Source organism: Kitasatospora sp. NPDC054768 (assembly GCF_053612025.1).
The window spans coordinates 15,579-35,196 of the sequence record NZ_JBSHBN010000103.1 but is presented as its reverse complement, the minus strand read 5'-3'; the positions used below and the strand labels follow the sequence as shown (position 1 = coordinate 35,196).

The 19,618-nt window shown below is 72.1% G+C and carries 16 protein-coding genes and 1 pseudogene; 6 read left to right on the top strand and 11 right to left on the bottom strand.

The genetic code is table 11. The annotated features are described in order from the left end of the window. Positions 1-55 precede the first annotated feature (55 nt). From ACWGKU_RS26800 to ACWGKU_RS26785, 4 genes are all read right to left on the bottom strand, one after another. The gene (locus ACWGKU_RS26800) at positions 56-1,867 is read right to left on the bottom strand and encodes an APC family permease (RefSeq protein WP_401055204.1); all 1,812 of its coding nucleotides are present in this window, start codon (positions 1,865-1,867) and stop codon (positions 56-58) included. A 471-nt stretch (positions 1,868-2,338) separates the two neighbouring features. Further along, positions 2,339-4,027 (bottom strand): multicopper oxidase family protein, encoded by a 1,689-nt coding sequence (locus ACWGKU_RS26795; RefSeq protein WP_452179677.1) that lies wholly within the window; start codon positions 4,025-4,027, stop codon positions 2,339-2,341. 146 nt (positions 4,028-4,173) lie between these two features. Beyond that, positions 4,174-4,755 (bottom strand): hypothetical protein, encoded by a 582-nt coding sequence (locus ACWGKU_RS26790; RefSeq protein WP_452179678.1) that lies wholly within the window; start codon positions 4,753-4,755, stop codon positions 4,174-4,176. Between the two features lie 104 nt (positions 4,756-4,859). After that, positions 4,860-5,762: a LysR family transcriptional regulator gene (locus ACWGKU_RS26785; RefSeq protein WP_452179679.1), complete on the bottom strand. Its 903-nt coding sequence runs from the start codon at positions 5,760-5,762 to the stop codon at positions 4,860-4,862. 143 nt (positions 5,763-5,905) lie between these two features. Here ACWGKU_RS26785 and ACWGKU_RS26780 point away from each other — a divergent pair, with 143 nt between their 5' ends. The 4 genes from ACWGKU_RS26780 (at position 5,906) to ACWGKU_RS26765 (ending at position 9,151) form a co-directional block, all read left to right on the top strand. Further along, on the top strand, positions 5,906-6,988 hold the full coding sequence (locus tag ACWGKU_RS26780) for a YncE family protein (RefSeq protein ID WP_452179680.1): 1,083 nt from the start codon (positions 5,906-5,908) through the stop codon (positions 6,986-6,988). A 253-nt stretch (positions 6,989-7,241) separates the two neighbouring features. Then, entirely contained in the window at positions 7,242-7,532 is a 291-nt protein-coding gene (locus ACWGKU_RS26775) for an aldo/keto reductase (RefSeq protein ID WP_452179681.1), read from the top strand. A 270-nt stretch (positions 7,533-7,802) separates the two neighbouring features. Then, positions 7,803-8,111 (top strand): hypothetical protein, encoded by a 309-nt coding sequence (locus ACWGKU_RS26770; protein WP_401054986.1) that lies wholly within the window; start codon positions 7,803-7,805, stop codon positions 8,109-8,111. 101 nt (positions 8,112-8,212) lie between these two features. After that, positions 8,213-9,151: an aegerolysin family protein gene (locus ACWGKU_RS26765; protein ID WP_452179682.1), complete on the top strand. Its 939-nt coding sequence runs from the start codon at positions 8,213-8,215 to the stop codon at positions 9,149-9,151. 147 nt (positions 9,152-9,298) lie between these two features. Here the strand turns inward: ACWGKU_RS26765 and ACWGKU_RS26760 are convergent, their stop codons facing one another. Continuing rightward, positions 9,299-11,986, bottom strand: a complete 2,688-nt coding sequence (locus tag ACWGKU_RS26760) for a LuxR C-terminal-related transcriptional regulator (protein WP_452179683.1) — start codon at positions 11,984-11,986, stop codon at positions 9,299-9,301. 694 nt (positions 11,987-12,680) lie between these two features. On the opposite strand from ACWGKU_RS26760, the pseudogene ACWGKU_RS26755 reads away from it, so the two are divergent. After that, positions 12,681-12,815: pseudogene (locus tag ACWGKU_RS26755) on the top strand (YccF domain-containing protein); the annotation flags it as partial. On the opposite strand, the gene ACWGKU_RS26750 reads toward ACWGKU_RS26755, so the two are convergent. Both ACWGKU_RS26750 and ACWGKU_RS26745 read right to left on the bottom strand, forming a co-directional pair. Further along, positions 12,778-13,257 carry a transposase gene (locus ACWGKU_RS26750; RefSeq protein WP_452191589.1) on the bottom strand — a complete coding sequence of 160 codons (480 nt, stop codon included), beginning with the start codon at positions 13,255-13,257 and terminating at the stop codon, positions 12,778-12,780. The pseudogene ACWGKU_RS26755 and the gene ACWGKU_RS26750 overlap by 38 nt on opposite strands. Before the next feature lie 171 nt (positions 13,258-13,428). Beyond that, entirely contained in the window at positions 13,429-13,737 is a 309-nt protein-coding gene (locus ACWGKU_RS26745) for a zinc ribbon domain-containing protein (RefSeq protein WP_452191587.1), read from the bottom strand. Positions 13,738-14,671: 934 nt separating this feature from the next. Here ACWGKU_RS26745 and ACWGKU_RS26740 point away from each other — a divergent pair. Then, complete coding sequence (locus ACWGKU_RS26740) at positions 14,672-15,010, top strand: hypothetical protein (RefSeq protein WP_452179699.1); 339 nt, start codon at positions 14,672-14,674, stop codon at positions 15,008-15,010. A gap of 76 nt (positions 15,011-15,086) precedes the next feature. Here the strand turns inward: ACWGKU_RS26740 and ACWGKU_RS26735 are convergent, their stop codons facing one another. The 4 genes from ACWGKU_RS26735 to ACWGKU_RS26720 all read right to left on the bottom strand — a co-directional run bounded on the left by ACWGKU_RS26735 (position 15,087) and on the right by ACWGKU_RS26720 (position 19,449). Further along, on the bottom strand, positions 15,087-16,136 hold the full coding sequence (locus tag ACWGKU_RS26735) for a hypothetical protein (RefSeq protein ID WP_452179685.1): 1,050 nt from the start codon (positions 16,134-16,136) through the stop codon (positions 15,087-15,089). 709 nt (positions 16,137-16,845) lie between these two features. Next, the gene (locus ACWGKU_RS26730; RefSeq protein WP_452179686.1) at positions 16,846-17,358 is read right to left on the bottom strand and encodes a hypothetical protein; all 513 of its coding nucleotides are present in this window, start codon (positions 17,356-17,358) and stop codon (positions 16,846-16,848) included. A gap of 400 nt (positions 17,359-17,758) precedes the next feature. Beyond that, positions 17,759-17,923, bottom strand: a complete 165-nt coding sequence (locus ACWGKU_RS26725; RefSeq protein ID WP_452179687.1) for a hypothetical protein — start codon at positions 17,921-17,923, stop codon at positions 17,759-17,761. A gap of 128 nt (positions 17,924-18,051) precedes the next feature. Next, the gene (locus ACWGKU_RS26720) at positions 18,052-19,449 is read right to left on the bottom strand and encodes an FAD-dependent oxidoreductase (RefSeq protein WP_452179688.1); all 1,398 of its coding nucleotides are present in this window, start codon (positions 19,447-19,449) and stop codon (positions 18,052-18,054) included. Positions 19,450-19,618 lie beyond the last annotated feature (169 nt).

Here is a 19,618-nt window from a genome sequence, read left to right as displayed (position 1 = left end):
GCTCACTCGGAGCGGACGGGCCGTCGGCGTGTCGCCCAGGGCGGACGGGCCCCGGTCAGCCGACGTGCACGCGCGGGCGGCGCGAGCGGTCCGGCTCGGCCTCGCGCAGCACCTCGCGGGTGACCGGCGCGACCTCGCCCTGCCCGAACAGGAAGAACCGCAGGAACTGGGCGAAGGGGCTGCCCTCGGTCCACTCGAAGTAGAGGTGCGGCTGCTGCCCGGTGCGGTCCCGGATGTTCAGCGCGAGCGCGGCGAGCGCGTTCGGGATGCTGGAGCTCTCCAGGGTGAGCACCCGGTAGCGGCCGTGCAGCACCTCTCCGCGCACGGTGAGCTCGGCCTCGAAGTCGGAGGCGTCGCGGACGGTCACCTCGACGAAGACCAGGTCGTCCTCGCCGGGGATGTCGTTGTCGGCGCGGATCTGGCGGATCTTGTCGCGGTACTCGGCGACGTCGCGGTGGCTCGGCTCGTTGGCGATCAGTCGCAGCGGGCGGTGCGCGTAATCCCTGATGAAACGTTCCGCCACATCGTCCATGGCCACATTGGTGACGCGCAGCTCGAAGGCGCGGCGCAGCCGGGAGAGCAGCGAGACCAGGATGATCCCGGCGATGAAGCAGGCACCGATCTTCAGACCGTCCGGCCGCTCCAGCACGTTCAGCACGGTGGTGTAGAGGAAGATCGCCGAGATGACCGCGAAGGCGACGGTCCATCCGCGCTCGCGCTTGCGGTAGGCGGCGATGGTCACCGCGATGGCGGCGGAGCTGATCAGCACCAGCACGCCGGTCGCGTACGCGCCGCCCTGGGCGTCCACGTTCGCGTCGAAGATCCAGGTGACCAGGAAGCCGATCAGGGTCAGCACGATCACCATCGGCCGCACCGCGCGCGCCCAGTGCGGGGCCATGCCGTAGCGCGGCAGGTAGCGGGGCAGCAGGTTGAGCATGCCCGCCATGGCGGAGGCGCCGGCGAACCAGAGGATCGCGATGGTGGAGAGGTCGTAGACGCTGCCGAAGGCGCCGCCCAGGTACTCGTGCGCCAGGAACGCCAGGGCGCGGCCGTTGGCGTCGCCGCCGGGCTTGAACTGGTCGGCCGGGATGAGCAGCGTGGTGATGAAGCTGGTGGCGATCAGGAAGCAGCTCATGATCACGGCGGAGGTGGTCAGCAGCTTGCGGGTGCCGCGGATCCGGCCCGCCGGGTCGGCCTCGGTGTCGGTCGGGTCGCCCTTGATGTGCGGCATCACGGCGACACCGGTCTCGAAGCCGGACAGGCCGAGCGCCAGCTTCGGGAAGGTCACCAGGGCCACGCCGACCATGACGATCGGGTTGCCGTGCTGGAGGGTCAGCGCGTGCGACCAGTCGGTGACCACGTGCGGCGCCTCGATGATCTTCCAGAGGCCGACGGCCACCACGACCACGTTCAGCACCAGGTAGGTCCCGACCAGGAACACCGCCAGGCCGATCGCCTCGCTGAAGCCCTTGAGGAAGACCGCGCCGAGCAGCGCCACCAGGACCATTGTGATCACCACCTGCTTGCCGCCGAGGAAGCCGGTCAGGTGCGGGTTCTCCACCAGGTGCGCGCTCGCGTCGGCGGCGGACAGGGTGATGGTGATCAGGAAGTCCGTGGCCGCGAAGCCGAGCAGCGCGAGGACGAACAGCTTGCCCTTCCAGAACGACAGCAGCCGCTCCAGCATCGCGATCGAGCCCTCGCCGTGCGGGCTCTCCTTGGCCACCCGCCGGTAGACCGGCAGCGCGCCCAGCAGGGTGACCACCACCAGCACGATGGTGGCGATCGGCGACAGCACGCCCGCGGCGAGGGCGGCGATGCCCGGCTGGTAGCCGAGCGTCGAGAAGTAGTCCAGGCCGGTCAGGCACATCACCCGCCACCAGCGCTGGCCGGCCTGCGCACCGTGCCCGGCGGAGTCCCCCGCAGCCGGGCCCTCGGGCGACGCCTCCGGGGCGCCCTCCGCCGCGGTCGGCTGCGCGGGCTTCTCCGCGGTCACGTCCTCCAGCAGCCAGCTGCGGAGGCGTATTCGCGCCGACGGCGCGTCCGTCTCCGCCGTCCCCGTCGTACCCGACGAAACCACCTTGCACCTCTTGTTTAAAGACCCCGTAAAACGCCGTCGGGCGACGGCCGTGCGAAACGCTATGCGACGGCCGTTAAGGATCCGTCATCGGGCCGCGTTAAGAAAACGTCATGACGGCGCAGGTCGGCGCGGGTGGCACGGGGTGGCACGGTGCGACCGGACGGGTGCCGGGGAGGAAATGACCCCGAACCGTTCCGCCGGTTCGGGGTCATTTCGGGGGTCAAGTCCGGCATCCCCTTCCTCGGGGGGGGGAGCCCCGGGTCAGGCCCGGTAGCCGAGGACGGTCATCATGCCCGTCTCCGCGTGGTAGACGTTGTGGCAGTGCACCATCCACAGCCCCGGGTTGTCCGCGTCGAAGTCGACGGCCAGGGTCGTGCCCGGCAGCACGACCGCGGTGTCCTTGCGCGGGCCGTCGCCGGGCAGCGCGAAGCTGTGGCCGTGCAGGTGGACGGGGTGCCACATGGTGGTGCTGTTGCGGAACTCCAGCCGCACCCGGTCGCCCGCCGCCACCGGATGGCGCTGCGCCGGGTCGTACCTGCGGCCGTTGAACGCCCAGTCGGCCTTCGCCATCCCCCCGGTGAGCTCCAGCTTCACCGTGCGGTCCGGCGCCCTGGCGGGCAGCCGCACGCCCGGGGCCGCCCTGAGCTGCCCGGCGGTGACCAGCCGGCCGTCCAACTCGGCCGGGCGGACGGCGGCCTCGGGGGCGGCACCGCCGCCGGTGCGCAGCACGGCCAGGGCGGTGGCGTTCTTGCCCTCGGCCAGCGCGGTCAGCGGGAAGACGCCGTCCCCGGCGGTGACCAGCACGTCGTAGCGCTCGCCCATGCCGAGCAGCAGCGCCTGGGTGGTGGCCGGTTCGACCGGGAAGCCGTCGGTGTGGGTGACGGTCAGCTCGTGGCCGCCGAGGGCGACCCGGTAGGCGGTGTCGCCGCCCGCGTTGATCAGGCGGATCCGGATCCGGTCGCCGGGTTTGGCGGCGAAGGTCTCGGGCGCGGTGGCGAGCCTTCCGTTGACCAGGTGGAACGGGTACGCGACGTCGCCGGCGTCACCGCCCAGCAGTGGGCTCCGGGCGCCCATCAGCATCCGGCCGGGGGCCGCGCCGCTCGGGGCGCCTCCCGTCCCGGGCATCCCCGGCGTCCCCGGCATGTCGTGGCCCGGCATCCCCGACATACCCGGCATACCCGGCATGTCGTGTCCGGAGCCGCCCGAGTGGTCCATCCCTCCCATGCCCTTGGCGAGTTCGGCGAGGACGGCGTCCGGGGTGCTGCCGTCGACGCCGTCCACCCAGTCGTCCAGGACGACGACCCACTCCTTGTCGTAGGCCAGCGGCTCCCTGGGGTCCTCGACGATCAGCGGCGCGTACAGGCCGCGGTCCTGCTGGACGCCGGAGTGCGGGTGGAACCAGTACGTGCCCGGGTGGGAGAGCGCGAAGCGGTACTCGAACGAGCCGCCGGGCCTGATGTCGGCCTGGGTCACGCCCGGCACGCCGTCCATGTCGTTGCGCAGGGCGAGGCCGTGCCAGTGCAGCGAGGTGGACTGCGGCAGGTGGTTGGCCAGGGTGACGGCGAGGGTGTCGCCGAGGGTGGCGCGCACCTCCTGGCCGGGCAACCGGTCGCCGTACGCCCAGCTGCGGACGGTACGGCCGCCGAGGTCGAGGGTGGCCTCGGTGGCGGTGAGCGCGATCTTGCGCTCCGGGCCGGGGTGGCGCGCGGCCTCGGCGGCGGCGACTTCGGGGCCGTTCGGGGCGAGGTAGCCGGCCGGGGCGGCGGACGGGCCGGCCGAGCCGCTCGGGCCGCTCGCTCCGGTCGCTCCGGTCGCTCCGACGGTGGAGCCGTGGTTCATGGACCCGTGGTCCATGCCCTGCATGGAGTCGGAGGAGCAGGCGGCGAGCAGGCCTGTCCCGGCGGCGGCGAGCGCGGCGCCGAGGACGGTACGACGGGTGGGTGTGCGCATGGCGGAGTGCACCTCGTGCGGTGGGTGGGTGTACAGGGCGTCGCGTCGGCCGTTCCGTGCGCGGGCGCCGCGGGGCGCGAGCGGGCACATGGAGGTGCGCGCGGGCGCTCCCGAGCGGGCGCGGGCACGGGACGGCGGGCGCGCGCCTACTGACGCAGCACCGAAAGCCGGGTGAGGAGGATCCGCCCGCCTCCGGGCGGGGGCAGCGCGCGGAGGGCCCGCAGCAGCCGGGCCCGTACCTCGGCGGCGGCGTCGCCGCTGCGGCGCAGCAGCGGGCCGGTGAGAAGCAGCACCAGGGTCCAGCCGGCCAGGACGGCGAGGCAGACCGCCATCGGGTCCATGCCGCCGGGGACGGCGGGGTCGAGGGTGCCGACGGTGGCGACCGCGGAGGCGGCCCGGTGGCCGGCGGCGAGGTGGCCGGCGGCAAGGTGGACCGGGGCGAGATGGACGGGGGCGGGCTCGGCGGCCGGTCCGTGCCGGACGGCGCCCGACGGGTGCGGCGGCGGGGCCTGCGTCCCGGCGCGCTCGCGCCCGCCGTGGCCGCTCTGCCCGCCGTGGCCGATCGCTCCGCTCCGCCCGCTGTGTTCGCCCTGTCCGCTGTGTCCGTCGGACCCGCCGTGCCCGCCGCCCGGATGGCCGAGCGTATGCATGGTCACGACGCCGAGCAGCAGCGCGGCGAGCAGCAGCAGGCGCAGGGCCCCCGGCACCGGCGGACCGAACGGCCGCAACCGCGCCATCCTCCGCCCCCCGTCCGCGACGCCCGCCATATGTACCCCCGCAGGGTATCCCGACCCTACGCCGCCGGCCGGGCCGGGCCGCGCCGCCCTCCTGTTCACTCCGTGGCGTGCGGGTCCGCGCCCAGCACCGCCGCCGCCACGTGCTCGCGGAACCAGCGGTGGCCCGGATCGGCCGCGTTGCGCGGGTGCCAGGCCATCCCCAGCTCCAGCGGAGCGAGTTCGAGCGGGATCGGGAAGGTGCGCAGGCCCAGCGCGGCGATGGTGTCCGGCAGCCAGTCCGCCGGGACGAGGGTGACCAGGTCGCTGTCCCGGGCCAGCAGCATCGCACCGGTGTGGCTCGGCACGACGACCGCCACCCTGCGCTTCAGCCCGGCCAGCGCGGTGTCGATCGGGCCGAGGCGCTTGCCGCGCCGGGAGACGCCGATGTGGTCGGCGGCGGCGAAGCGACGGGCGGTGATCCGGCGGCCGTCGAACAGCGGGTGGCCGCCGCGGGCGAGACCGACCAGCGGGACGCTCATCAGCCGACGGGTGCGGACCTCGGGGTCCAGGTGGCCGAGCACGCCGAGCTCGATGTCCACCGGGCCCTGCCGCAGCGCCGGGCCGCCCTCCAGGGTCTCCGGCAGGAACACCACGTCCACCCGCGGCGCCTCGGCCCGCATCCGCTCGGCGAGCGCGCCGGCCGTCCGCACCAGCATCAGCTCACCGGCCTGCACCGTGAAGGTGCGGTCGAGGTGCACGGGGTCGAACCCGGCGCCGGGGCGCAGCACGCTGTCGCAGCCGCGCAGCAACGCGCCCACCTCCTCCCGCAGTTCGAGCGCCCGCGGGGTCGGGACGAGTCCCTGCCCGGCGCGCACCAGCAGCGGGTCCTCAACGGCGCGGCGCAGCCGGGCCAGCATCCGGCTGACCGCCGCCGGCGAGGTGCCGAGCCGCTCGGCCGCACGGGTCACGCTGTTCTCCTGGAGCAGGGCGTCCAGGGCCCGCAGCAGGTTGAGGTCCATCGATCACACGCTCCTGAGCTGTGTCTTTGTGTTCCGCGCAACTATCCGATGCCGATCCTTGCATTGTTCCCGCCGGCACCCGCCCCGAAGGTGGAGACGACAGGTGATCACCTGTCACTCCTCGATCACCCCTCGGAGCTCTCGTGTCCCAGCCCTCCCAGCCCTCCCGTGCCGCCCGCACCGCCCACGCCTCCCGTGCCGCCCGCGCCGGCGACGTCCTCGCCGTCGTCAGCCAGAGCGGCCCGACCGTCTCGTTCTTCGACGCCGCCACCGACCGGCACCTCGACACTCTCCAAGTCCTCGCCGAGCCGCACGAGTTGTGCTTCGACCCGACCCAGCGGCTGCTCTGGTGCAGCAGCGCGTACCACTCGGGCTACTACCACGCCAACAGCGGCCGCCGCACCGAGCTGACCGTCATCGACGCCGACACCCGCCGGATCATCGAGGTGATCGACCTCGCCCCCGAGCACGGCCCGCACGGGCTGGCGCTGGACACCGCCCGGGGCCGCCTCTACGTCAGCGTGGAGGGCGGCGAGGACCGCCCCGGCGGGGTCGTGGTCATCGACACCGCGACCCGTCGCCCGCTCGGCCGGATCGACACCGACGCCCCCGGCCCGCACTGGTTCGCCGTCTCCCCGGACGGCCGGACCGGCTTCGCCACCAACAAGGAGGCACCCTTCGTCTCGGTGGTGGACCTCGAACGGGGCACGCTGACCGCCAAGGTGGAGGTCCCCGGCAGCGAGGGCCTGGCCGTCTCCCCCGACGGCACCCGGGTCTATGCCGCCGGCCCGTACTTCTCCACCTCCGCCGCCCCCGCCGCGGCGCCGGGCATCCGCGTCATCGACGTCCCGACCGCGACCGTCACGGCCGTCCTCCCGACGGACTCCCCGGCCCTGCCGGTACACCTCACCTCGACCGGCCTGCTCCTGGCCGGCGAAGTCCGGTCGGCCCCCGCCCCCGGCTCCGCCCTGGGGCGCCAACTCCCGGGCCGCCTCACCGTGTTCGCCACCGACGACCACCGCTGCCTCGGCTCCGTCGAGGTGGGCCTCTTCCCCCTCACCATCACCTCCTCCCCGGACGGCGGCCTCGCCTACGTCGCCGGCGTCGTCTCCTCCACCGTCGACGTCATCGACCTGGCCACCCTCACCCCCGTCTCCCGCCTGACCGTCCCCAGGCTCGCCGACCCGGGCGCCCACGGCCTGGCCTACCTCCCCCGCGCCGAGTGAACCCCCGAGCGGCCGCGAGGTGACCGCCGGGATGCGGCCGCCGGGCAGCCGCCGTCTCCGGTCGAGGTGGACCGGCGGCCGCCCGGCGGCCGCGCCGCGTCATGATTCCGGTGACCGGGTCACCACCGGCCACCCCTTGGACGACACCCCTGGAGGGAAGACCGATGCGCTCTCGCAGCCTCGGACCTGACGGACGGTCCGCCAGTGCGCTCTGTCTCGGCGCGATGACCTTCGGCACAACCGCGACGACCTGGTGCTCGCCTACTCCCCGCTGCTCGGCGGCTCGTACTGCCGCCCCGACCGGCCGCTGCCCGAGCAGTACGGGTGGCCGGCGGCGCGGGCGCAGCTGGCCGCGCCGGCAGAGGTGGCCGAGGAGACCGGCGCCACCGTCAACCAGGTGGTGTTCGCCTGGCTGATCGGCCACCCCGTCCCGGCCGTGCCGGTGCTCGGCGTCGGCTCCGTCGCCCAACTGGACGAGATCCTGGCGGCATTGGACCTCGTCCTCGACGAGGAGCAGCGCCGACGGCTGGACACCGCGGCCTGACCCTCCGCCCCGCCGTCGGGGCCTGTCGTGCGGGACAGGCCCCGGCCCGCGCCGACCGACCGCGCCCCGTCCGCGCCCCAGGCCGGGGGCGCGGTCCGCACCCCAGGCCGGGGGCGCGCTCCGTGCCAAGTTCGCGGTTTTCCACGATGCCCGAGCGTGGTGGTCGCGTGCCAGTCTGTGACCACCACCGCACCCCACGGCCGGGCCGGGGCGGGACCGATCCGCCACCGGTGACCGGCCGTTCACGTGGAACATCAGGAGGGATTTGTCATGAACAGGCGAATTCGCGTGGCTTCGCTCTGCGCCACTCTCGCCGCCGCGGTTCTCGTCGGCGGCACCGCCCAGGCCTACGCCGCCGCGGCCTCCCCCGCCCCGGCGCACGCCGCCGCGACGCCCGCCGTCCAGGAAGGCGCCTCGACGCAGGCGATCGAGATCTGGCGCTACGCCGGCCGGTACGAATCGTTCGTCGCGGCGCAGGCGGCCTACTGGGTGCTCTACGGCCTCGGAAGCGCCATCAAGGACAAGATCGAGCAGGTCGTGGTCGACGGCGCGTACCGGTGGGACCTCTACATCCAGTGAGTCCCCCGGCGCCGGCACGAGCCGTGACGCCCTCCGGATGGAAACCAAGGCGAGCGTGAGACACGTCCGCTCGCCCGGCCTCGAAGAGAGTTGGTAGACCCATGCAGCGTACGACGTCCATCACCGGTCTGGGCCGCACGGCCGCCGGCGCCCTCACCGCCCTGCTGATGGCGGCCGGAGCGGTCGCCCTCGCCCCGTCCGCCCAGGCCGCGGCCGGACAGACCGGGCCGCAGGCGTCCGCGGCGCAGCGCCCGGCCGCCGAGAGCGAGTCGGCGAGCGGTCCGCGGATCACCGCGGACCGTTCCACGAAGGTCACCCTCTCCAACAACAGCGGGTCCGGCCTGACCAAGACGTGGGAGAAGCTCGACCACGGCTGCTGGACGAACGACATGCTGCCGTCCGACTACGTCCCCAACACCAAGTCGGCCAGCTGGCAGAGCGAGTCCTGCGGCTTCGCGACCGGGACCGAGGGGAACATCACCTACACGCTCGCCGACGGTGGCGAGGTCAAGCTGCACTGGAACAACCCCTACTGGGGCAGCAACGACTACAGCTGCTCCGTCCCGTACGGGTACACCTGCTCCCGGAGCGGTGGCAGCGGGGACAACACCTCGGTGACGTTCAGCATCGGGCGCGCGTCCCTGGCCGCCGTGTCCCCGGCCGCCGCGGAGTCGCCCAGCCTCCTCTCCGCCGCCCGGAGCACGTCCGTCAACCTGACCAACAACTCCGGCAAGCTGCTCACCCGCTCCGGCGCGAGCCTGCAGTGGGGGATCTGGTCCGACGGCGGGATGCCCCCGTCCATGGTCCAGTCCGGTATCACCGCGAAGTGGGCGAGCGAGTCGGACGGCTTCATGACCGGCACGGAGGGCGACGTGACCTTCGACGTGCTCGGGGAGCAGAACAAGGTGAAGGTGCACTGGAACAACCCCTACACGGGCAGCAACAGCTACAGCTGCGACGCCCCGGCCGGGTACAAGTGCACCTGGCAGGGGGGCGGCGGTGACAACGCCGCGGTCTCCTTCACCCTGTCGAAGTCCTGATCGCACCGCATGAACCGGCGCCGTCCCCGTCCGGGCCGGGTGCACCCGCACCCCGGGCGGGGGCGGCGCGCTCCCCGGCCCGCCGCGGGTCCGGCCCCGCCCCGGACCCGCCCCGGACCGCCCCGGACCCGGACCCGCCCCGGGTTGCTACCGCTCCAACACCGCCACCAGCTGGGTGCGCCGGGCGATCCGCAGCTTCCGGTAGGCGTTGGTGAGGTGCGTCTCCACGGTGCGGCGGGTGAGGCAGAGCGCGGAGGAGATCTGGGCGTTGCTGTGCCCCGCCGCCGCCAGTTCGGCCACGCGCCGTTCGGCGGGGGTCAGGGCGTGTCCGCCGTTCCTGTTCCGCACCCCGCCCTCGCGCAACGCCTCCTGCGTCAGGCCGAGGAGACGGCCGACGGCGGCCGGCCCTCCGGCCTCCGGGGCGGGTGGGGCCAGTCGCCGGGCCGCGGCGTGCGCCTCGCGCAGCGTGTCACGCCCCTTGCGGCCGTTGCCCGCTTCGAGGTGGGCCCGGCCGAGATCGACCAGGACCTCCACGAGTTCCACGGGCGCGGAACCCGGCCTGAGCAGTTCGGCGCCCTCGGTCAGCGAACACAGGGCCAGCCTGCCGCCCACGGTCGCGGCGTACGCCCGCAGCGCCCGGCCGACGGTACGCGCGGTGCCCCAGGTCCGGGCGTGGCGCAGTTCCTCCTCGGCGAGTTCGCGCGCCTCCTCCCGCCGCCCGAGCCGCACCAGGGCGAGCGCCGCCCCGGAACGCCACGGCGTGGCGACCGGACTGACGAAGTCACGGGCGCTCTGGCCGGCTCCGCAGCGCAGGTAGTCGTCGAGGGCGGCCTGCCAGTCGCCGTCCGCCGCGTGCAGCAGGGCCCGGGTGTAGCCGAGTTCGTTCCACTCCCAGGACCTGTCGCTGCCGGACGGGCCGGCGAGGGCCACGGCCTCCCACGCCCCGGCGCGCCGGCCCGTCTCGCACAGGGCCGTCGCCACCATGGCCGCCAGATGCGGCAGTCGCACGCCCTGCCCCGCGGTCGCCGCCACCAGGGCGGCGTTCTCCGCGATGACGCGGTCGAATTCCCCCGCCCAGAGCGCCGCCTCGGCCCGGACGCTGAGCAGACACTGCAGACCCACGTCCGTCAGGTCCGGGGGGACGGGCGGGACGGGCAGGCACAGGCCGGTCAGCTCACGCGCTTCCTCCAGGCGGTCCGCCCATTGCAGCAGGGTGGCCGCGCTGCCGAGCCAGGCGGTCCGCAGCCGCGGGTCCACCGGCATCGCGAGGCGCGGCCGGACCCGGGCGAGCACCTCGGCCGCCGAGCGGAGGCCGGCCCCGGCTTCGTACTCGGTGATCAGTCCGCACACCAGCGGCTCGATGGCCGGGGGTACCGTCGGGGCCAGCGCGCGCAGGCCCGCGACGGCGCCGCGCCAGGCGTCGCCGTCGTGGGAGGAGACGAGCGCGCCGAGGGTCTGCAGCACCTGGACGAGCTCGTCGTCGTCGGCGGCACGGCTCACCTGGTGAAGGACCCGCAGCGCGGTGTCGGGATCCCGGCCCGCGACGAGGGCGGCGCTCAGGGCCGTCGCCGCGGTCGCCCGTTCCCGCAGATCGGTGTGCAGTTCCAGCCCGGTGTGGAGTCTGCGGATGCCGGCGGTCGCGTTGTTCGGAAGCTCCAGGGCGCCGAGGCGCAGGCAGAGGGCGGCACGCCGGTCGCGATCGAGCGGGCCGCTCAGCGCGTGGCGCAGATACGCGGCGGACTCCGCGACCTGGCCGGCGCGCATCGCCTCCTCCGCGGCGTCGGCCAGCGAACGGGCCATCCACACCTCGCTCGGCCGGTCCACCCGCAGGAGCCGGGAGGCCACGGCCGTCGCCGGCGCACCGCTCTCGTCGAGCAGTTCCGCCATGCGCGTGTGCAGCTCGGCGACCTCCTCCGGCTCGGCGGCGGCGAGCACGGCCTCCCTCGCGAGGGGATGGCTCAGCAGCCTGCTCAGGCGGCGCACCGACCGCTCGCCCGGGGGACGCCGGGACGTGCAGAGGCCGGAGAGCCGGCGGAGGAGGCCGGGGCCGGCCGGCATCCCCTCCTCGACCGCGACGACGAGGGCGAGGCAGGCGTGGCGCAGGCAGGGGTCCGCCCTCCGCAGCCAGTCGGCGATCGTGTCGCGGTAGCGGCTGTGGGACCGGGCGGACGACGGGCGAGGGAGCGGCCCGTCACCGAGGTCGGCGACCAGCGCCCGCACCAGGGCCGGGTTGCCGGCACCCGCCTCGACGCAGGTCGCGGCGGCCTTCTGGTCCAGGCCCGCGGCTCGGGCGATGCGGATGACCGCCGACACGCTGAGCGGGTGCAGGGCGACGGACACCCCCGTGGCGGGCGGGAAGGCGGCCGGACCGGACCGGTCGGCGCACTCGGTGGCCACCAGCAGCACGGGGATGTCGGCGATGCGGCGGGCGAGGTAGCCGATCCAGCGCCGGGACGGCTCGTCGGCGTGGTGGAGGTCGTCCACCGCGAGCAGCGCCGGCCGCTCGGCGGCCGACCGGGCCAGGCGCGTCACCAGCCGGTGGAACAGCCGCTGTTCGTCCGGTCCGCCCGGTGCCGAGAAGGGAACGGCCTCGTCGTCCGCGAAGAGCTGCCGGACCAGCCCGAACGGGAACGCCGTCTCCTCCGGTACGCCGCGCGCCCGTCCGACGCGCATGGCGTCGCCGCCGGCCTGCTGCCGGACGATCGCCTCCAACGCGGCGGTCCGCCCCCGGCCGGCCACCGGCGCCGAGAGCAGGACCGAGCGCCCGCTGCCCGCCCGTACGGCCGCCGCCGCTGTCGCAGCCATGCCAAGAACCTCGTCGCGCTCCAGGAGCATCCGATCCCGTCCCTTCGTCCTGTCCACCCGCGACGCCGGCCCGGGCCCGCCTCCCCCGCCCGGGCATCGCCGCCCGCGGCCACCGGATCCGCATTTCCGCGGGAGTACCGTGACGTTGCCTTCCCGGTCCGATCCTCACCCAGTAGCGACACGAACCGACTCACCGCGCGGAAAACGGCGCGATCACGTTTGTGGCAGAGCTTGATCCAGCCGCTTTTATCACGTTTCACGCACGAACTTTCCGCCCGCGACAACGGAGCGCACCGACCCCGAACCCGTCCGGCCGCATCCGGGACCGGCCCCGCGCAGGCAGCCGCCGGGACGGCGGACCGCCACCCGCGCCCGCCGGCCACCGCGCACCCACCGGTTCGTGCCGACACGGATCGATTCCCCCGGCCCGCCTTTCGACCGCCGGCCCGGCAGAGCCGGGTGGACCGGGAGTTCACCGGTTCACCCACGAGGAGTCCCTCGTCATCACCGCCCCGCCGCCGGGCACCAGCACAAAGGGAAAGGCGATATCCGACAGTCCGTCGCGACGCACCCGGCAAATCCTCATGGGGAGTTGACGCTACCCGGACCCCTACCCGAGACTGCGTCCCGGACCGGACCCTGAGGAACAACCCCTAAGGGCGTAGACACGCCCACCGGCGGGCATGGCACGGTCGTAGGGCAACGCCATCGGTCGTGAGAAGCAATAAGGTTCATCCTCAATGTCATCTGGTTGATTTTCTGCGGCATTTGGATGGCACTTGCCTACACGCTCGCCGGAATCATCTGCTGCGTACTCATCGTCACGATCCCGTTCGGAATGGTTCGTCCGCGCTCAGCATCACGCGGGGGTCAACCCGCCCTTCGATTCGCATAGGCGGGAGCAGGTCGAGGTCAGGCACCGGTACACGTTCAACCCCTGCGAGCGTCAGGTCCAGCTCGGCCCAGATACCTTGCGCCACCCACCCGTTGAAGTACTTCGAGGCGGTACTCGTCGAGCCGTACTCCTCGCGGAGCTTCGGCCATGAGACACCGGTGCGGGCCTTGGCGAAGATGGCGTCGACTGAGCGGCGGACGCGGTTGCCCCGACCAACAGGGAGCAGATGGGAGAGTAGCGACCACTGCTCGTCCGTCAGGTCAGTCGCCGGGAGGGCCGCCTTGGCTTTTTTGCACCAGGCTTGGACGGTGCAGGCTATGCCACCGGTGCGGACCGGCACCGGGCCGAGGATGAAGACCTTCACATCGAGCAAGTCGAGCACTTCCGTCTGCTCTTCTGCCTTCATTTCTGCAAGCTGATGGCGGGCCAGGTTGGACAAGGCTTTCAGATCACCGGCCCGGCATTCGGCCTCCTCGACCTCGACCATCCACGCGTGGGCCTCGGCACGCATCTCCTCCAGCTGCCGTAGCTCTTCGCTCAGGGTCGCGGTCGCAGCAGCGATGGCGTCCGGGGACTGTTACTGCTTGGCAGCGGCCACGATCACCGCAGCTATTGAGGCTTTCATCGAGTCTATTTGACGGTCGAGGTCCACGATTCGCTCGGCGTGGGCCTCCTGGTTGCCGTCGGACATACCGACCCACTCGGCCGCCAATGCCTCCAGCTTCTTCGAGTCGCCAAGCAGAGTGACGACTTCGGACCAGACCCGTTGCTCCACAGCCGCGGCGTCGATGTACGAGCAGCTGCACACTCCGCTGCCTGGCACGGTCTCAGCCTTGCCGCTGCACCGGTAGTTGCGTCGGCCATACGAGAGCGACTCCCGGCTGATCCCGGTGTACGGCGAATCACAGAGGCCGATCAGCCGACCCGTGAGCGGGTAGACCGCTCGGTTAGGGCTACTTCTCTTCGCCCGGGCGGAGACCTTCCGGCGAAGAGTCGCGCCTGGTCCTCGGACAGAACACGAGGGAACGAGATTGTCACCGACTCACCCCAGAGCGGTTGGCCGTCCACGTCGATCTTGGTACGACGGCTCGGCTTCGCCCCGTAGGCCCCCCCGTCGACGGCAACCAGCACCACGGGGGCTCCGTCTTTGGTCTTGATGCAGGGCTCCACCATGGCCCAGTAGTCGGTGTCTTCGCCGTAGGTCTCGCGTGCGGAGCGTGTATGGGGCGGGGCCGCTGCGGATGCCGGCGTCGGCGCGATCAGCCCCCTGCCAGGAGGGAGGTGGCCGCGGCCGTCAGGGCGAGCAGATGGCGCATCGCGTGTGGAATGCAAAGATCAACGACCTGCCGTGTCGATCGGACACGCCCGACGCGGATGGCGGTCATCAACCTGACCGAGACCGGCGGCGGCGTGGTCACTGAACTGCCCTGCACCGCCGTCGCCTTCTCCGGCCCCGGCGAGAACACGTAAACGTTCCACTGCCCCGGCAGGAAGGTTTACGACCCGATGTACCTGCGTTGCATCGAGCCGTAGCCGACTGTGTATGGGTGGAGGGATCCTGGGGTGCCTTTCTAGCGGGCCAGGCGGAAGGGCGTGGCCGTCCGTGGCGTGATCACCGGCAGGTGGTCGACGGTGTGCTCTGGCGGTTGCGGACGGGGGCACCCCGCGGCGTGGCCTCCCGGAGCGGTAACTGCCGGGGAGTCCTGTCGTTCAGTGCCGTCAACCCGGCAGCGTCGGGTTCAGTCTTCCGGTCGGGTTGCCCAGTTGGTTCGTGTGGAATCAGGACGATGGCAGGAGCCGGAACCCACTGGGGAGACCTGATGACCAGTAAGAGCCTGCGTACCGCAGTCACGATGGCGGGCGTGTTGCTCGCCGCCGGCGTGTTCGGGGTGGCCACAGCGACCACGGCTGCGGCAACGACCACCCAGGTGGTCGCCGGGCCCCAGAGCGACCCCGGTAAGACATCGCGGGCCACCTGCCCGAACGGCACCCACCTGATCGGCGGCGGCTACGACTGGTACCCGGCGCTCAACAGGGGCGGAGGCATCCTCGACGGGGAGGCCCTGATCGGCAACGGGCCCAGCCAGGACGGCAGGGCGTGGGTCACCCAGGCCCGCCTTGGACAGACCAAGGCCTGGGCCATCTGCGAGACCGACTGACTGATGGCCTGAGGCCAGCTACGCTGCGACGTGACGGTCGGGAGGGTCGGGGAGCAGCGGGCTCGCGAACAGCCGTCTACTGCACGGCGGGCGTCGAATCCGCAGTGGAGCGTGGGCTGTGGTCGCAGCTGGCCGCGACCTGGGCGGCGTACGGTGCGAGCCGCTCGCGCAGCACCCTCTGGCTTCTGACGGTGAGGTAGAGGAGCTGGTTGATCTCGCGACCGATCTCGGCGTAGTCGGGTACCCGCAGGCCGGTGCCTCCGTCTCGCATCCGCGGGCTCAGTTGGGCCTCGCCTTCGGTGACTTGTGCCCACACGAGAACGGAGGCCGCTGTTCGGACCTGGTCGCGGGCGAGGCTGCCGGCCAGTCCGTGGATGAGCTCCGACCAGTGCTCCTGGGGGATGCTCCATACGGAGAACGTGCGGCGGCGGCGTGCGTAGTCGACTCGGTCGGGGTCGGCTTCGAGTTCGGCGGCGATGGCTTCCACCCCCGACTGGAACAGCTGCCAGGTCGCGTCGCCTGGGCAGCGTTCCCTCAGCAGGTCCAGGGAGGTGCTGGCGTATCCGCGGGGCATGTCGAGGTTCGCCGCGCAGTCGGCCCAGGTGCCGCCCGCTGTCATCTCGACGAGCTTCAGCGCTGCGGCTCGCCGTACGTGCTTGCCGTTGGCGCGGCTGGGAGCTCGCAGCTGGGCGGGGAAGGCTTCGAGATGGTGCTCGTACCAGGCTGTCGGGATGATCTGGGGGACCTCGGTCCGCGTGTAGTGGGTGGCTTCGCGGGAGGGCACCAGGAGGCGGACCCGGGCGTGCTTGCGGCGCCCGGCTGCCAAGAAGGCCCTGTCCTGGCTGGAGAGTGCTCGGGTGAGGGACTCGGACATCGGCTGGCGGCGGAGCACACCGGCGAATCTCAGCGGCTCGCGCTCGCCGGCTGCGGCGGCCAGGGGATGGACGGCCGCGCGGAGCTGTTGAGGGTTGCGGTCGGCGAGCAGTTGCTCGGCCCGCAGCAGGAGCGCGCCGCAGGCAGCGGCCGTGGGCGGCGGTCCGATCACCGTGAGCCCGTGCTGGCCGGCGGGCCGTCTGGCAGCATGGTCCTGAAGCGTGGTGATGTGCTCGGCCAGTGCGTCGTCCATCGGTGATGTCCTCGGTCGGCTGAGTACTGCTGCGGGCCAGGAGATCGTGATCAGTTTGGCGACGGCGACCAGGTCGTTGAAGTACGACGGCCCGTCAGGGTGGGCGGAGTCCGTGGACAGGTGCTCCTGGATTCGTACTGCTTGGAGATCTTGGCACGCTCGCGCGGCTCATCCACGCGCCTGTCGGCTCGACCTCAACGGGAACTCCCCGTCGTCGGGGGGATGTTGATCTGCCCGGAAGTCGATCACCTGTCGGTGCCGTGATCCCGAGCGGTGGCGACTTCACGGACCCGCCCATCAACCGAGTCCCATTGAAGTCGATCTTCCGGCATCCGTTCCCACACGCGTCGCGTGACTCCCCCACAGCGAACCCGGACCTTGATCATGCCCAGAACAACCTATGACATGTGTGACCGGGTATTCACGGAGCGTAGTCCCGTGGCTGGTTTTCACGCCTCGCCCGGAGCCCCGGTGCCCGCCTCGACCTGGCCCCTTCCGCTCACGCGCTCCCCGCCACCCTCGCGGACGCACCTGCCGGCGAAGCACAAGCCCGATGGACCGCCGAGCAGGTCCCGGCCGGCCTCGCCACCGACACCCAGGGCCTGAGACACTCCGCGATCCCGGACTCACAGCCCGACCGTGGCGGCGGTTCCGTCCGTGATTGACCAAGCCACGTCCATCCCGGTCCCGCCACCATCCCCACTGAGCGTCAGCTCTCCGCCCAGTACAGGGTGGGGACGAGCGTTGGATTGCTCTGGTAGAGCAGCTCCATCACCGCGTCGTAGTCAAATTCTCCCTGCTTGAAGTTGTTGACGATGAGCCGGGCATCCTTGCAGAACTTGGCGTCCTTGGAGTTGAAATCACCGAGCCACCAGCTCTCATCCAGGATGAGCGGACGATAGCCCTTCTTGCTGGCCGGGTCCGTGATCGCCTCGAGGAAGGCCGAGCCTTTGCTGAAGTCCTTCCCGGGCAGCAGCCAGAAGACTTGCCTCTGCGCTTCTTTGTGCAGGACGAGTGACTTGAATTCCTCATCGAATTCGAGGTACCTGGCCGGCAGGTTCCTGGCTTCGAGCATCTCTTCTCTGCTTGCCGGGAAGAGCCAGCTCCTCTTTGATCCGAAGAAGAAGATGCAGCTTTCGAGCACATCGGCAGGAATGGACTTGTACTGCTTCGAAAGAAAGGTTGCGCTCAGAAATACATAGCGCCGGTTGTCATCGTTCACGACTGATCCCCTCATCCTCGGTTGGACTGCTGTCGCTCAGCTCTGCCCTGGGCGAGAGCAGGGAAACATCCGAGTGCTGATGTCACCCGTTCGAGTGATCCGCAAGAGCCTGGTCGGCGCCCCCGCGCAACGCTGGCTGCCGCCTGGGCCAAGGAGGGCGACCGGGAGCTACTCGGGAGCGAACAGGCGGGCCCCGCAGCCGTTGGTCCCGCCCCGGGGGCTGGCTGGGTGTGCCCACCTGCGAGGCCGTCGTCCACTTCGACTGACAGTTGGGGCACATTGCCGTTCGGGCGACCCCTCACCGCAGCAGCGCCAAACCAAGACCATTCCTCAACGCCAGTGACTGGGTGGGCCGTGCCGAATGCGAGGGCGCGCCCGGCGCTCGGGTGTGGGGAGCGGGCTAATCGGCTGCTGCCTGGATGACGTCGTCGATCTTGTAATCCGGAACCTGGATATCCAGCGACTGGTCCACCGGTGCGCCGGTCGGCGAGGTGGCCGCCTCCTCGGCTCCGGTGGAGGCTGCCGGGTCGATGTCGGGGGTCTGGTCGGGGTTGGTGTCGGACATGGTCTCTCCTCTGGGTCGTCGTCGGCATGTACTGGCTGGGCTCACGGCGGAGCGGGCGGCACGGGCGGAGCGGGCGTGGGCCCCGGCCGCTGGACACACCCGGAGCATTCGGTATCGCTGATTCGCGGTCAAGGGGTGGCATTGGGGCAGGTGCAGGTTGCCTGGTGGCGGGGAATGGAGGGCAGGGAGGCGAGTTGGGCCAGGGCGCGGGGGGAGGCGAGGGTGGCGGGGCTGTCGAGCATCTGCAGGGTGCGTACGAAGCGGCGGTACAGGCCGGGGTGGTGGGGCAGGCGCGCGGTGAGGGCGGCGAGGTAGCCGGTGGCGAGGCGGCTGGTCAGGGGCATGGTGGTGTCCTGCCAGGCGCGGTCGGTGGCGGTGTTGAGCAGCCAGGGGCTGCGGACCTGGGCGGCGGCGCCGCGTTGGAACGCGGGGCCCAGGCCGTCCAGTCGCCCGGTGCGGGCGTGTCGGGTGAGGTGGTTGTCCAGGAGTCTGCTCTGCAGGGCGGCGACGGTCATGCCCTGGCCGTAGACGGGGTTGAAGGCGCAGACGGAGTCGCCCAGGGCGATCAGACGGTCGGGCCAGTTGCGGACCCGGTGGTAGGGGTGCCAGCGGTTGATGGTGGTGTGGGTGCGGTGGATGGGGCCGGCGGGTTCGCCTTCGTCGATGATCCGCAGGAAGTCGGGGTTGCGCAGGTCGGCGGCGTAGGCACGGAATCCGTCCTCGTCGTCGGGCAGGGTGATGCCGGCGGCCCCGATGAGGCCGATGAGCCACTGGGTGGGTGCGATGCGGACGGCGACGGCGCCGCGTGGCGAGGCGGGGGCCATGGTGGGCTGGTAGGAGGCGTTCCAGTCGCGGTCGGGGTCGGCCTTGAGGGTGTACAGGCGGGAGGCGTAGCTGGCCCGTGCGTCGACTTCCAGGCTGTCGGGCAGTTGGTGGCCGGCGTCGGTGAGCCAGTGGGGAAGTCTGCTGCCGCGGCCGGTGGCGTCGACGACCAGGTCCGCGCTCAGGAGCACCTCGTCGCCCTCCCCGCCAGGTGCTCGGCCGAGGGGGCGGGGACGGGCCGCGACGCCGATTTCGTTGCCGCCGCCGTTGAGCAGCAGGCGTTCGACGCGCAGTGCGTCCCGGACCGTTACGGCTTCCAGGGCTGTGACGCGCTCGCGCACGGCCTGTTCCAGGACGGTGCGGGCCATCAGTTGGACGTCGACCCCGACCGGGGTGCGCGGTGCCCAGCCGGTGGGGAACAGGATCCGTGTGGCCTGGGCGAAGTCGGCCACCGGGCAGCCGCGGGCCAGCAGTTCGGCCCTGATGCCGGGGAAGAACTCCTCCAGCTGGGCGGCGCCGCGCGCGAGCAGGGCGTGCGGGTGGTGGGACTGGGGGACGCCGGGCCGGGCCTGCGTCCCGGGCGCGGCGTCCTGCTCGAGGATCGTCACGTGGCGGAAGTGGCCGGTCAGGACGCGGGCGGCGAGCAGGCCCGCGTAGCCGCCTCCCAGGACCAGGGCGCTGTCCCACGTCACCGTTCGCGTCATCGTGATCCTCTGTGTGCCGGGCTGTGGTGTCCGATGGGCCGGCAGCGGGTCGAGCGGCTTCCCTCAGCCGTGAAGCCGGATGGTGCCGGTGCATCGGGTTCGCGCCCGTCGGGGACGGATGCTGCCGTCCGTGCACCTGCGAGTTGCCGGTCGCCTCACCGTAGACAGC